The sequence below is a fragment of the Deinococcus metallilatus genome (assembly GCF_004758605.1).
Taxonomy (GTDB): Bacteria; Deinococcota; Deinococci; order Deinococcales; family Deinococcaceae; genus Deinococcus; species Deinococcus metallilatus.
Genome location: NZ_CP038511.1, coordinates 395,075 through 408,147 on the forward strand (window position 1 = coordinate 395,075; position 13,073 = coordinate 408,147).

Below are 13,073 nucleotides of genomic sequence, written 5' to 3' on the forward strand. Positions count from 1 at the left end.
GGCACCGAGACGTTCAGGGGCGCATCGCGGGGATGTGACGGCCACACACGCCGCCTGACCGGAGAGGGGGCAAGGAGCGGCCGGGTGGCCGCTCCTTCCGTCTTACGTCTTACTGCCGGTGTTCGGGGTGGGGGTCCTCGCTCAGCCACTGCTGATGCACCTGCTCGTGGTTCAGCTTCAGGTGCACATGCTCGTCCACGTGATCCACCGCGCTCAGCGGCAGCCAGTGGTGCGTCCCCGAGTCGTCCCGGCTCAGCTTGATGTACTCCCCGTCTACCCGGTCCACCTCGCCGTGCCGGTGCCCGTCCGCGCAAATCACCGGCATGTGCTCCTGAATCTGTGCTCCCGTCGTCATGGTCTGACCTCCCTGGGTCCGCCTCCATCCTCCGGTCTCTCCGGGGAGTGGGACAGCCCAAGCGCGACCTTATTCCTCTTTTGTGCGCATGTATGAACAGTTGTTCAGTCAATATGGACGGGCGTGGCTCACCTGTGCCCCCGTGAAGCCGCAGGAGGGCATCCATCCTCAACCGTTCATTCTTCTGCTCACCTGGAAGCCCACCCGGAATTGCCCCTGACCCTCCGCGAGATTCAACAGCAGGGGGTGGTCCAGCGCGAAAGGGAGGACCACGACGAGTACGGCCGTGGGGCTCATGGCTCCCGACCGATGGTCCCGCGCCACGACGAGCATCATGAGCGCGACCGCCACCACGAGGACCGGCACGACTGGGGACACCATGACGAGCATGGCGGGACCACCGCCGGCACCACGATTGAGGGCCTCTGCAAAGCGTCGAAGAGTGCCAAGACTGGATGACCGACAACCTCACCTCTGAATGGCCTCTCCGGGGACCAAGACCTGATGCCTGGCCGGACCATATCTTTGCCTCGTTGAGCGTGTCAGCGTGGCGAACGATGGGGTTCCGGTCATCCGGTGGGGTTAATCGGGCGGTTGAGCGTTCGACCTCTCCCCTTCATGGAGCCGAACGCAGAAGGTCCACCGCCGACCTCTCTCAGGATGGGGCCCGGGGACGTCCGTATGGACGTCCCCGGGCACTGATCTCTTGACGGATTACTGGCGGTGTTCGGGATGGGGGTCCTCACTCAACCACTGCTGGTGGACCTGTTCGTGGCCCAGGTTCAGGTGGACGTGCTGATCCACATGGTCCACGGCACTTATGGGCAGCCAGTGCGGCTGTGCGGAATCGCCCCCCGACAGCTTGATGTACTCCCCGTCCACGCCGTCCACCTGGCCGTGATCCATTCCGTCCGCACACTTCACCGGCATGCCTGGCTTGATCTGCGACTGCATCGTCATCGGGTGCCTCCTGTCCAGACAGCGTACGTTCTTCTTTCCAAGGTGGAAATGAGCCTCCTGTCAACCCCGCTTCATGGCTGAACAGACTTACATATGAATGTTCACTCAGGTATACTGAACCCATGACGGCCTCACCCCCCCGCCCAGATGCCCCTTTGCCGGAGACCGCTCACCTGACCTATTTCGTGGACGGGATGGACTGTGCGAGTTGCGTGCAAAAAGTCGAGCGCATGATGGCCACGCTGCCCGGCGCGAGCGGCGTCAAAACGAGCTTCAACAAGCAGACGCTCGACCTGGACCTCGACGAGACCCGGACTTCACGCACAACCCTGGAACAAAATCTCCAGGCGCTGGGTTACACACCTGAATTGCTGAGCCGTGCCGCCCCCCTCACCCCGATCGAGGACCTCTCCCACCTGACCTACTTCGTGGACGGGATGGATTGTGCGAGTTGCGTGCAGAAGGTCGAACGCATGATGGCCACCGTGCCGGGCGCGAGCGGCGTGAAGACCAGCTTCAACAAGCAGACCCTGGAACTCGACCTCGACGAGCGCCAGACCCCTCGCGCCCTGCTGGAGCGCAACCTGCACTCCCTGGGCTACACCCCTTCCCTGCAGGGAGGAGCGGCCTCTCCGTCCGCCGCCAAGAGCCACGAGGGCCATGACCACGCGGGGCAGGACCACCACGACCACGATCACGGCAGCCACGATCACGACCCCGGGGGTCATGGTCACACCCACGAGATCCCCAAACCGGGTCAGCCCTGGTACGCGACCGGGCAGGGCAAGCTGGTCGTGACCTCCGGCGTGCTGCTCGCCCTGGCCTGGCTGTTCGGCTTTATCGAGCCTCAGTTCGCCACCGTCGGTTTTATCGCCGCGACCTTGATCGGCGTGTGGCCGCTGGCGAAGAAGGCGGTGGCGAGTGCCCGCTTCGGGGACTACTTCAGCATCAACACGCTGGTGAGCCTCGCCGCCCTCGGCGCTATCCTGATCGGGGAAGCGGCCGAGGGCGCGGTCGTCGTGTTCTTCTTCGCGGTCGGCGAACTCCTGGAGGGCATCGCCGCCGGTCGGGCCCGCGCCGGGATTCAGGCGCTCGCAGCGCTGGCTCCCAAGACGGCCCTGCTCGTTGAAGGTCAGGGCACCCGCGAGGTACCTGCCAATGCCCTGCGGGTCGGGCAGACCGTGCAGGTGAATCCGGGGGCGCGGGTGCCCGCCGACGGCACCATCCTGAGCGGCACCTCCAGTCTCGACGACAGCCCCGTGACGGGGGAGAGCGTCCCGGTTGTGAAGAGCGCGGGGAACAGCGTGTACGCGGGCAGCATCAACACCGACGGGGTGCTGACCGTGCGGGTGGATAAGGCCGCCAGCGACAACACCATCGCCCGGATCATTCACATGGTCGAGGAGGCGGAGGGCAGCAAGGCGCCCACCGCGCGCTTCATCGACCGCTTCAGCCGGTACTACACCCCCGGGGTGGTGGCGGTGTCCGCCCTGGTCGCCCTGGTTCCGCCCCTGTTCTTCGGAGCCCAGTGGCACCCTTGGCTCTACAAGGGGATCGCCCTGCTGCTGATCGGTTGCCCCTGCGCCCTGGTCCTGAGTGTGCCTGCGGCCATCACCAGCGGGATCAGCGCGGGAACCCGGCGCGGACTGCTGATCAAGGGCGGGGCCGCGCTGGAGAGCATCGGGAGCGTCAAGACGGTCGCGTTCGACAAGACCGGGACGCTGACGGCCGGGAAGCCGCGCGTGACCGACGTCCTTGGGGTGAACCTGGACCGCAACGAGGTGCTGCGCCTGGCCGCCGCCGTGGAGTCGGGCAGCAGTCACCCGCTGGCCAAGGCCATCACGGACGCCGCCCGGCAGGGTGGCCTCACCCTGCCCCCCGTCACGGACGCGCAGGCAATTCCCGGCAAGGCGGTCACGGCCACCGTCGAGGGCCGGACGCTCAGCGTCAGCTCGCCGCGGCACGCGGATACGTTCGCTCCCTTGCCCGGCAGCGTGCGGGCGAAGATCACGGCGTTCGAGGAGCAGGGCCGCACGGCGGTCGTGCTGCGGGACGGGACTGTTCCCCTGGGTGTCATCGCCATCCGCGACGAGCCCCGTCCTGACGCCCGGGAGGCCATCGCGCAGCTTCGCGGGCTGGGCGTCCAGACGGTGATGCTCACCGGGGACAATGCCCGTACCGGGCAGGCCATCGCCTCTGACCTCGGGATGGACGTGCGGGCCGAGTTGCTGCCCGAGGACAAGCTGCGTTTGATCGCGGATCTGAAGGCGAAGGGGGGCGTGGCGATGGTGGGGGACGGTATCAACGACGCGCCCGCGCTGGCCCAGTCGGACGTGGGCATCGCGATGGGCGGCGGCACCGACGTGGCCCTGGAGACCGCCGACGCCGCCCTGCTGCAAGAACGCGTCACCGGCGTCGCCCATCTGGTCTCCCTGTCACGCGCCACCATGCAGAACATCAAGGTGAACATCGCCTTCGCGCTGGGCCTCAAGGCGATCTTCCTGGTCACGACCCTGCTGGGGTACACCAACCTGTGGATGGCGATTCTGGCCGACACCGGCGCGACCGCCATCGTCACGGCCAACGCCCTGCGCCTGCTGCGCTGGAAGGGGGGCGGTCCCGCCGCCCCCCGCACCGTCACCGCCGCCCCGACCCCCACCCGCGCCTGAGCCATGCCCGAGATCACGCTCTACACCGTCCCGAACTGCGCGGACTGCCAGGCCATCAAGCGGCTGCTGACCCGCCAGGGCGCCGCCTTTACTGAGAAGAACGTGCGAGGGGACCCGCAGGCCCTGGCGGAGATGCAGGCCAGGGCGCAGGTCCGCATCGCCCCCGTCACCGTGATCGGCGAGCAGGCCTTTTACGGCCCCTTCGACGACCAGCGCCCGCGGATTCTGGCGGCCCTGCGGGGAGAGACCGCCGCTTGAACGCCCTCACCGTGCAACTCCTGTCCCTCACGTCGATCCCGGTGGCGGCCACCTTGCTCGGGGGCGTCCTCGCCAGCTACCGAACCCCCGGCGAGCGGCTGCGCTCCTTCGTCCAGCACTTCGCCGCGGGCGTGGTGTTCGCCGCCGTGGCGGGCGAACTGCTGCCGGAAATCACCCGGGGCCACCAGCCGCTCGGCGTGGTGATCGGCTTCTCGCTGGGCGTGGGCCTGATGCTCGTCATCCGGCACCTGGCCGGGCGCCTGGAACGTCCGGCAGCGGGCGGCTCCGCCCCGCGTGGGAACGTCGGCCTGGTGACCGTGGTGGGCCTCGACGTGCTGATCGACGGGCTGCTGATCGGGGTGGGCTTCGCGGCGGGCGCGCGGGTGGGCACGCTGCTGGTGGTGGCCCTGACGCTGGAACTGCTGTTCCTGGGTGTCTCGGTGGCCTCCAGCCTGGGCCAGTCCGGCACATCCCGGGGCCGCACGGTCCTCACCGTGGCCGGGCTGAGCCTGCTGGTGATCGTGGGCGCGCTGCTGGGGGGGACGCTCCTCCAGGGGCTCTCGGGTCTCGCCCTGGAGATCGTGCTGTCCTTTGGCGCGGCGGCCCTGCTGTTCCTGGTGACCGAGGAACTGCTCACCGAGGCGCACGAGGTCAAGGAGACGCCGCCCATCACCGCCGCCTTCTTCGCGGGCTTCGTGGCCCTGTACCTGCTGGAGTTGGCGTCGTGAGGTGGGGGCCCCTGCTGCTGATCGCGGCCCTGCTGGCCCTGGAGGGAGGGCTCAAGGCCTGGGCCGCGGCGAACCTGACCCCGGGCGTGGACCGCCCCTTGGTGCCCGGCCTGCTGCACCTGGGCTTCACCCTGAACCCCGGCATGGCCTGGGGCCTGCTGGGCGGCCTGACCTCCCCGCTGGCCCTCCTGCGCCTGCTGGTCGGCCTGGGGATCGTGGCCGGCCTGCTCTCCGGCCGGCTCCCCACCGGGCGCGTCTGGCCGCTCGCGCTGATCGCGGCGGGGGCGCTCGGGAACGCCTTGGACGGCCTGACTCGCGGTGCGGTCGTCGATTACCTCACTGCCCCCGTGCTGGACGTGGTCGCGCGGCCGCTGACGGGCCGCCCCTTTCCCATCTTCAACCTGTCGGACGTGCTGGTCTGTACGGGCACCCTCTGGCTGCTGCTGCACGCCCGGCGGATGGAACGCCGCGCTGGACATTCCGCCTCTGACCGGTGTGCTACCTCTCAACCCAAGGAGAATTCATGAACCGAACTGTCCTGCTGACCCTGCCCGCCCTGCTCGCGCTTGCCTCCTGCAACCGGGGAGGCGGTGAGATTGAGGGCGTCCAGAGCTTCCAGAACAAGGGGGGAGCCCACCAGGAGGGGCGCATCACCTACGCGCAGACGCCCCCGGCGGGCGGACCCCACAACCCCGCCTGGCAGAACTGCGGCGTGTACGACCGCCCGCTCTACGACGAGTACGCCGTGCACAGCCTGGAGCACGGGGCGGTGTGGCTCAGCTACCAGCCGGGCCTGCCCGCCGATCAGGTCGGGGCCCTGAAGACACTGGTGGAGGGACGCTCCTACACCCTGCTCTCGCCCCACGAGTCGCAGAAGGCCCCCCTCGTCCTCACGGCCTGGAACAGGCAGCTCGTGGTGCAGGACGTCTCGGACCCCCGGGTGAAGCAGTTCCTCCAGACGTATGAGCAGGGGGGCGAAGCCCCGGAGATCGGGGCCTCATGCAGCGGCGCGTACAACGGCACGGTCTAACCGCCTGGGCGGGTGGGGTGCTGGCCGCGGCGGTCCTCGGCGTGGGCGCGGCCGTCACTTGGCCCCGCCCGCCCGCCGAGGGGAGTTCCGAGGTCAGCTTTGCCCGGGACATGAGCGCGCACCATGCGCAGGCCGTGGACATGAGCGTGACGCTGGTCAAGCGGGCGGCGGACCCGGCGATCCGGCTGCTGGCTCAGGACATCCTGCTGGGGCAGCAGGCGCAGATCGGGCAGATGCAGGGCTGGCTGATGGCCTGGGGGCGCCCGCTGGCGGGCCGGGAGGCCCCGATGGCGGGCATGGACCGCGCCCGCATGGGCCTGGCGTCTGACGGGGACGTGCGGCAGCTCCGGCACCTCCCCGTCAACACGGCGCAGACCCGCTACCTGGTCTTGATGCGCCGCCACCATCAGGGGGGCGTGGCGATGGCGAAGTCGGCCCTGACGACCGTGAAGCGCCCGGAGGTCCGGGCCTTCGCCGAGCGGGTGGTGGCGGCCCAGACCTCGGAGATTCAGGCCATCGACGCGCTGCTCGGGAAGCGCATGGCGGGGGGGGAAGCCCAACCGGAAATGCAGCCGGAGATGGACGGCATGACCCATGAGTGAGCACGGGCACAGCCACGGCGCGAACGCCAGCGCGCGGCAGCTCCGCCTGGCCCTCGCCCTGACCGGCACGTTCCTGGTCGTCGAGGTCATCTACGGCTTCCTGTCGGGCAGCCTGGCGCTCCTCTCGGACGCCGGGCACATGCTGACCGACGTGATGGCGCTGGTCCTGTCGCTCTTCGCGATTCGGATCGGCCAGCGGGCGGCGGACGGGCAGCGCACCTTCGGGTACCGCCGGGCCGAGATCCTGGCGGCGGCCGTGAACGCCGGGGCGCTGTTCGCCATCGGGCTGTACATCCTCTTCGAGGCGTACCGCCGGTTGCGCGAGCCGGTGGAGGTGCAGAGTACCACCATGCTGGTCGTGGCCGTCCTCGGGCTGATCGTGAACCTGATCAGCGCGCGCCTGCTCGCCTCGGGCAGCGAACACAGCCTGAACGTGAAGTCCGCGTACCTGGAGGTCATGGGAGACTTGCTGGGCTCGGTGGCCGTGATCGTGGGAGCGCTGGTGATCCGCTTCACGGGCCTGACCTGGGTGGACCCGGTGCTGGGCGCCTTGATCGGGCTGTGGGTCCTGCCGCGCACCTGGGTTCTGCTCAGGGCCAGCGTGAACGTGCTGCTCGAAGGGGTGCCGGAGGGCGTGAACCTGGACCGCCTGCGGGCGGAACTCGCGGCCCTGCCCGGCGTGCGGGAGGTGCACGACCTGCACGTCTGGAGCGTGACCAGCGGCCTGCACAGCCTCACCGCCCACCTGGTGGTGGCGGGCCAGCCGGCGGCGGACCTGCTGCCCAGGGTTCATGCCATTGCCGAGCGCCACGGCATCGAGCACAGCACGGTGCAGGTGGAACCCCCGGACACCCACGCCGGACACAAGGACCACCTTCACCCGTGAAGCGGCGGCGGCAGGCCGACCTGCTGGTCCAGGCCAACGGGCTGACGGACGTCGCGCTGGCGGTCGCCACCTTCCGCCACCAGCATGTCGCGCTGGGCCTGGCGTACGGCGGTCTCGGACTGGTCTGGCTGCTGAGCGCCGTCCGGCAGTGGCGCTGGCACCCCCGGCCCGCCGACCTGCGGCGCCTGGCCGTCGGCCTCGGCCTGGCCCTGCTGCTGCTCCTGGCCGAACTGCTGTCCTTCTTTTAAAGGAGCCCCTCATGCGCGAGCCTCACCATGTCTGATGCCCTCCCGTCCGAACTGGAGCGGCGCGAGACCAAACAGCACCTGCTGCGGTCGCTGGGTCCCGGCCTGATCACCGGCGCCTCCGACGACGATCCCAGCGGCATCGCCACCTCTTCCCAGGTGGGCGCCCAGTTCGGGTCCGGCCTGCGGTGGTCGATGCTGTTCTCCTCCCCGTGGATGGCCACCATTCAAGAGGTCAGTGCCCGGCTGGGGCGGGTCACCGGCCACGGCATCGGCGGGAACCTGCGCCGCCACGACCCGCCGGGGTGGCTGTGGAGTGTCACGGCCCTCCTGATCGTCGCCAACATCATCAACCTGGGCGCGGACAGTGGGGCGGTCCGCCCTGTGCGGGTCGCGGCCCCCCGCTCTCGCCCTCGACCTTCCCCCTTCCGGAAAGGAGAACTGTTCCTATGACCGCTCCCCCCACCCGTCCCGTCTGGCAGTCCCTCCTGTGGGCACTCCTGGCCGTCACCCTGCTGCTGGGCGGCGCCTGGGCCTACGCCCGGCTGAAAAACCCCTTCCCCTTCTACGGCACGGTGTATGACGCGGAGACGACCGCGCCCGCCCTGACCGGCACCGGGGAGGACGGCCGACCCTTCGCCTTGAGCGGCCTCAAGGGGCAAACCGTGGCCGTCTTTTTCGGCTTCCTGCACTGCCCGAACATCTGCCCGACCACCCTGGCCGCCCTGGAACGGGTCCGCCAGGCCCTCCCGGAAGCGGACCGGGCCAATTTCCGCTCCGTGCTCGTCACCCTCGACCCCGCCCGGGACGACGTGGGCAAGCTGCGGGAGTACGTCCGGTTCTTCAGCCCGTCGGCCAAAGGGGTCTTCATTCCTGAACCTCAACTCGCCGACACCGCCGCCGACTGGGGCGTGGGCTACCAGAAGGCCGACGTGAAGGGCCTGAGCTACCAGATCAACCACACCACCGGCGTGTACCTGATCGACCGCGAGGGCCGGCGGCGGGTGGTCTGGGACTACACCCAGCTCACCAAGGTGGACCGTGTGGCGGCCGACGTGCGGGAGGTGATGCGGTGACGGTCCCGGCTCCCACGGTGCGCTACCCTGTGGACATGAGAACCGCTTCTCAAGACGACGCGTGCGAGGTCACCTGCGTCCACCCTGAGGCGGTCGCGCGCGCCCGCGCTGGCCTGCCCGATGCCGCATGCGTCGAGGACGCCACCACGCTCCTCAAGATCATCGCCGATCCCACCCGATTCCGCATTCTCAGCGCCCTGAACGCCGAGGAGCTGTGCGTCTGTGATCTGTCCGCCGTGGTCGGAATCAGCGAGAGTGCGGTCAGCCACCAACTTCGGCTCCTGCGCGCCCACCGCCTGGTGGCCTTTCGCAAGGAGGGGCGCGTCGCCTACTACCGCCTGCTGGACCAGCACATCAACGGGTTGATCGGCGGGGCGGTGGACCACGTGCGCGAATGAGACCCGTTTTCACCGGGCTGGCCGCGGCGCTGCTGGGGCTGCTCGGCTTGGGCGGCTGGTGGTCCGCGGGGGAACGTCGCTGGCAGGGGGACCTCTTCTGCATCGGGCGGCCTGGAACCCTCTGGAACGGGCTGGCCCCCCTGCCGCCCGGCCTGACGCCCGAGTGCCCGACGTACAGCCGGACCTACCGGGCGGAGGTTCGCCGGGGGGAGGCCCGGGTGGAGATGTACCGCCTGCCCGGGTGGCAGCCGAAAGCCCTCCTCGACCCCTTCAAACGCGCGGGGTATGGACAGCTCACCGACGACGCCCTGCCGGGCAACTACACGGCGTTTCTGGACCGGGGCGGGGAGATGCTCCAGTACCACGCCGTGCAGGAGGGGGAGACCACCCTCATCACCATCAGCGGCCAGCCGTAGCCCGCCGGGGCTTCGTCACCCCCGGCTGACCCCAAGGAGTCCTGTGGACCGTACCCTCCGACTGGCCCGGTACAGCCTGCTGCTGGGCCTGCTGATTCTCGCGCTCAAGGCGGGCGCGTACCTGCTGACCGGCAGCGTCGCGCTGTACTCCGACGCGCTGGAGAGCATTATCAACGTCGTCGCCTCCGCGGCGGCCCTCTTCGCCCTCTCGGTCGCGCGCAAGCCCGCCGACGCGGGCCACCCCTACGGCCACGCCAAGGCCGAGTATTTCTCCGCCGTGCTCGAAGGCGTCTTGATCGTCCTGGCGGCCGTGAGCATCCTTTACAGCGCGTCCCAGGACCTGAGGGCGCCCAAGCCGCTGGAGGGACTGGGGCTGGGCCTGCTCGTCTCGCTGGGGGCGACCTTGCTCAACGCGGGCTACGGGACCTACCTCGTCCGCAGCGGGCGGTGGCTGCGCTCCCCCGCCCTGGTCGCGGACGGGCAACACCTGCTCACCGACGTGGTGACGAGCGGGGGCGTCCTCGTCGGCCTGGGGCTGGTGGCGCTCACCGGCTGGACCGTGCTCGACCCGGTCATGGCGATGCTGGTGGCGCTCAACATCCTGTGGGTGGGCGGGCGGCTGGTGCGGTCGTCCGCGCGCAGCCTGCTGGACGAGGCCGCGCCCCCCGAGACGCAGGCGCTGATCCGCCGCCTGGTGGCCGAGCACGCCGAGGGGGCGCTGGAGGCGCACGACCTGCGCACCCGCCACGCGGGACGGCTGACCTTTATCGACTTCCACCTGGTGGTGCCCGAGCACCTCACCGTGGGGCAGGCCCACGCCATCTGTGACCGGCTGGAAGGGGTGATCGAGCGGGAGGTGCCGGACAGTGAGGTCACCATCCATGTGGAGCCGGAGAGCGCGGCCAAGCACCGCGGGGTGCTCGTCCTCTGATGCAGCGGGTTTCGTTCCGTGGCACTTTTCTCCTGCTGGCGTTCCTCGCCGGGGTGGGGCTCTCGTTTACCTTCCCGCCCTCGCCGCTGGGCTGGCTCGCGCCGTTGCCCCTGGCCTGGCTCTTCCGGGCCGTGGCGCGGCACCCGCCAGGCCGGGCCTTTCGCCTGACCTTCGCCTTTGCCACGGGCATTTTCGGGGCGCTGCTGCTGTGGCTGCCCGGCAGCCTGTCGCCCCTCTTCGGGCCCGGGGTGGCGGCGCTGTACCCGGTCCTGGTGGGGGGGCTGGCCCTGATGTGGGCCGGGACGGCGGCCCTCACCCGCCGGTTGATGGGCCGGGCCACGCTCTGGGCCCTGCCCTTCGCCTGGGTGCTGCTGGACAGCGCGCGTGGCCTGGGGCCGTTCGGGTTCACCTGGGGCAGCCTGGGGTACGCGTTCGCGTCCACCCCGCTCGTGCAGCTCGCGGACCTGGGCGGCGTCTCGCTGGTGGGACTGCTCGTCGCGCTCGCGGCGGCGGCCCTGGCCGACCGGCGCCCGCGGGTCCTGCTGGGCGCGGCGGCGCTGCTGTCGCTGGGCACCCTGTACGGCCTCACCCGGCCGCCGGACCCGCCCGCCACGGAGCGGGCCCTCCTGGTGCAGGGCAACGTCGATCCGCGGGCCAAGGCCCAGGGACGCACGGCGGATGAACTGGGACGCTACCTGACGCTGACCCGGGCGGGCCTGGCCGCCGGCCCGGCCCTGGTGGTGTGGCCCGAGACGGCCGCCCCGGCCGCGCCCACCTCACCGGCGGTGGATCGCGCGCTGACGGCGCTGAGGGTGCCACTGCTGCTGGGTGCCCCGACCGAGGAGGGCGGGTACCGCAACAGCGTGTACGCCTTCGCGGGCGGGCAGGTTCGGGGGCGGCAGGACAAGGTGCGGCTGGTGCCGTTCGGGGAGTACTTCCCGGCCCGCGAGCGGCTGGACGGGGCCTACCAGGCTGTGTTCCGCACGCTGGGGCTGCCCGCCCTCACGGGGGCCGTGCCCGGCCGCACCCTGGCGCCGCTGCCGGTGGGCAGTGTGCGGGCGGGTGCGCTGATCTGCTACGAGTCGACCTTCCCGGCCCTCGCGCGTGCCCAGGTGCGGCGGGGCGCGCGGGTCCTGGCGGTGGTGTCGAACGACGCCTGGTTCGGGCCGTCGGTGGGGGCCGAGCAGCACTTCCAGATGGGGCGGGTGCGGGCCATCGAGACCCGGCGCTGGCTGCTGCGGGCGGGCAACGACGGGGTGACGGCGGCCATCGCGCCCTCGGGGCGGGTCACGGCCCGGCTGCCGCGGCGGGTCGCGGGGGCGCTGCCGGTCTTCTTCGCGCAGACCACCACGGTCACCCCGTACGTCCGGTGGGGGGAGTGGGTCACGGCGCTGAGCGTGCTGGCGCTGCTGGGGTTGGGGCTGGGTCCGCGCGGATGGGTTCGCCCCGGAACAGGGCCAGCCTCGTGAGGGTTGAGGTCAGGGTCCGCCCCTCCCCGTTGAACCCTGCGAGCCCACCCGGCGTACCTCAAAGGAGGCCCCCTGCATGAACGACCAGCAGAAAGACCAGCACGAAGCGCCAGCGCGGGCCGGGGGCCACGCGCCCCAGCCGGAACGGCGGGACCTTCAGCCGCCGGAGGACGCCGCCGCCCCCGAGGTTCCGCCGCCACCCGCCCTCAAGCACCGCGTCCTCCAACGCGCGCGGCGTCTGCCGCAGCGGTCGTCCGAACCCTGAGGGAAGGAGGCGGCAGGTGGGCGGGCGTCCAGTGCGGGCGTGGCCATGGGACGGGAAGCAGCGTTGTCGGACGGGCCGAGACGCACGGCTGGGGACGGGTGTGGCCGGGGCCTTCGACCCGCAGCGCGTTCAGCCTGCCCGGAGTGGGCGACACGCTGATCAATCCGACGGTGGGTGGGACGCTCCGGGTCGAGGGTGGGCGTCTGGCCGGTGACCAGAGCGGTGGCCCCAGACGTTGAGGGGCAGCCTCTCCCCTCGTTCGGTCCGCTCGACCGGGATGACGTGGGGAACGGGCCCTCGACTTGTCCGGCTCTTGCGACGGGCCGTGGCGTCGTGGGACGACCCACGGACCAGGCAGGCTCTCCTCATCCGGGTCATGAACCGCCTGCGGACCTTCACCGTGAAGCCCCCTTCGTGGGCCGGGGCAGCGACGGGGTCCTGGTGCTTGATGATGCGGCCGACCGGTGCCCTTGCCTCTCGCGCGGTCATGAGAGGCTGGCGGTACAGGTCCCGTCGCCGGGCCACGGAGGACCCTTAGCGCGGGGTCGTTCCCACCTGAGCTTCTCCCCCACAGTGTCCCTCGGCACGGAGCCGTCCAGAAGAGTCGGCTCGACAACCACGTCCCTTTCAACCTGCTGGTATATATGAACAAACATTCATATAATAGGGCCATGCTTCACGGGCAACTTTTCGGCCGAGGAGGGAGGACGCAGGTGGGGGCAGGTGGACTCAGGCACGGCTGTTCCCAATTCCTCCTCTGCGAGCGGGCGTGGGAGGAACCAGCA

At 70.3% G+C, this 13,073-nt stretch carries 18 protein-coding genes; 15 read left to right on the forward strand and 3 right to left on the reverse strand.

Annotated elements, in window-relative coordinates; all coding sequences use genetic code 11:
- Positions 1-109 precede the first annotated feature (109 nt).
- The 3 genes from E5F05_RS05785 to E5F05_RS05795 all read right to left on the reverse strand — a co-directional run bounded on the left by E5F05_RS05785 (position 110) and on the right by E5F05_RS05795 (position 1,315).
- A complete protein-coding gene (locus tag E5F05_RS05785) occupies positions 110-355 on the reverse strand; it encodes a DUF2171 domain-containing protein (RefSeq protein ID WP_103128086.1) in 246 nt (81 codons plus the stop codon).
- A gap of 168 nt (positions 356-523) precedes the next feature.
- Positions 524-745, reverse strand: a complete 222-nt coding sequence (locus E5F05_RS05790) for a hypothetical protein (protein ID WP_103128087.1) — start codon at positions 743-745, stop codon at positions 524-526.
- A gap of 324 nt (positions 746-1,069) precedes the next feature.
- Entirely contained in the window at positions 1,070-1,315 is a 246-nt protein-coding gene (locus tag E5F05_RS05795; protein WP_103128088.1) for a DUF2171 domain-containing protein, read from the reverse strand.
- Positions 1,316-1,437: 122 nt separating this feature from the next.
- Between E5F05_RS05795 and E5F05_RS05800 the strand changes: the two genes are divergently transcribed.
- The 15 genes from E5F05_RS05800 to E5F05_RS05870 all read left to right on the forward strand — a co-directional run bounded on the left by E5F05_RS05800 (position 1,438) and on the right by E5F05_RS05870 (position 12,288).
- Positions 1,438-3,984, forward strand: coding sequence for a heavy metal translocating P-type ATPase (locus E5F05_RS05800; RefSeq protein WP_103128089.1), 2,547 nt, complete (start codon positions 1,438-1,440; stop codon positions 3,982-3,984).
- A gap of 3 nt (positions 3,985-3,987) precedes the next feature.
- Positions 3,988-4,242 carry a glutaredoxin family protein gene (locus tag E5F05_RS05805; protein ID WP_103128090.1) on the forward strand — a complete coding sequence of 85 codons (255 nt, stop codon included), beginning with the start codon at positions 3,988-3,990 and terminating at the stop codon, positions 4,240-4,242.
- A complete protein-coding gene (locus tag E5F05_RS05810) occupies positions 4,239-4,970 on the forward strand; it encodes a ZIP family metal transporter (protein WP_171029498.1) in 732 nt (243 codons plus the stop codon). Before E5F05_RS05805 ends, E5F05_RS05810 begins: the two co-directional genes overlap by 4 nt.
- A complete protein-coding gene (locus E5F05_RS05815) occupies positions 4,967-5,497 on the forward strand; it encodes a signal peptidase II (RefSeq protein ID WP_235610243.1) in 531 nt (176 codons plus the stop codon). Before E5F05_RS05810 ends, E5F05_RS05815 begins: the two co-directional genes overlap by 4 nt.
- The gene (locus E5F05_RS05820; RefSeq protein ID WP_103128091.1) at positions 5,494-6,000 is read left to right on the forward strand and encodes a thioredoxin-like domain-containing protein; all 507 of its coding nucleotides are present in this window, start codon (positions 5,494-5,496) and stop codon (positions 5,998-6,000) included. Before E5F05_RS05815 ends, E5F05_RS05820 begins: the two co-directional genes overlap by 4 nt.
- Complete coding sequence (locus tag E5F05_RS05825; protein WP_103128092.1) at positions 5,970-6,602, forward strand: DUF305 domain-containing protein; 633 nt, start codon at positions 5,970-5,972, stop codon at positions 6,600-6,602. Before E5F05_RS05820 ends, E5F05_RS05825 begins: the two co-directional genes overlap by 31 nt.
- Entirely contained in the window at positions 6,595-7,488 is an 894-nt protein-coding gene (locus E5F05_RS05830) for a cation diffusion facilitator family transporter (RefSeq protein ID WP_103128093.1), read from the forward strand. The genes E5F05_RS05825 and E5F05_RS05830 overlap by 8 nt, the downstream gene beginning before the upstream one ends.
- Complete coding sequence (locus tag E5F05_RS05835; protein WP_103128094.1) at positions 7,485-7,736, forward strand: hypothetical protein; 252 nt, start codon at positions 7,485-7,487, stop codon at positions 7,734-7,736. The genes E5F05_RS05830 and E5F05_RS05835 overlap by 4 nt, the downstream gene beginning before the upstream one ends.
- 27 nt (positions 7,737-7,763) lie before the next feature.
- Complete coding sequence (locus E5F05_RS05840; RefSeq protein ID WP_103128095.1) at positions 7,764-8,186, forward strand: divalent metal cation transporter; 423 nt, start codon at positions 7,764-7,766, stop codon at positions 8,184-8,186.
- Positions 8,183-8,809, forward strand: coding sequence for an SCO family protein (locus E5F05_RS05845; RefSeq protein ID WP_103128096.1), 627 nt, complete (start codon positions 8,183-8,185; stop codon positions 8,807-8,809). Before E5F05_RS05840 ends, E5F05_RS05845 begins: the two co-directional genes overlap by 4 nt.
- 35 nt (positions 8,810-8,844) lie before the next feature.
- Positions 8,845-9,207 (forward strand): ArsR/SmtB family transcription factor, encoded by a 363-nt coding sequence (locus E5F05_RS05850; RefSeq protein WP_103128300.1) that lies wholly within the window; start codon positions 8,845-8,847, stop codon positions 9,205-9,207.
- A complete protein-coding gene (locus tag E5F05_RS05855) occupies positions 9,204-9,623 on the forward strand; it encodes a hypothetical protein (protein ID WP_103128097.1) in 420 nt (139 codons plus the stop codon). Before E5F05_RS05850 ends, E5F05_RS05855 begins: the two co-directional genes overlap by 4 nt.
- A 43-nt stretch (positions 9,624-9,666) precedes the next feature.
- Positions 9,667-10,554: a cation diffusion facilitator family transporter gene (locus E5F05_RS05860; RefSeq protein ID WP_103128098.1), complete on the forward strand. Its 888-nt coding sequence runs from the start codon at positions 9,667-9,669 to the stop codon at positions 10,552-10,554.
- Positions 10,554-12,023 (forward strand): apolipoprotein N-acyltransferase, encoded by a 1,470-nt coding sequence (lnt, locus tag E5F05_RS05865; protein ID WP_201262713.1) that lies wholly within the window; start codon positions 10,554-10,556, stop codon positions 12,021-12,023. Before E5F05_RS05860 ends, lnt begins: the two co-directional genes overlap by 1 nt.
- Before the next feature lie 76 nt (positions 12,024-12,099).
- Positions 12,100-12,288 carry a hypothetical protein gene (locus tag E5F05_RS05870; RefSeq protein WP_129117510.1) on the forward strand — a complete coding sequence of 63 codons (189 nt, stop codon included), beginning with the start codon at positions 12,100-12,102 and terminating at the stop codon, positions 12,286-12,288.
- Positions 12,289-13,073: the final 785 nt, after the last annotated feature.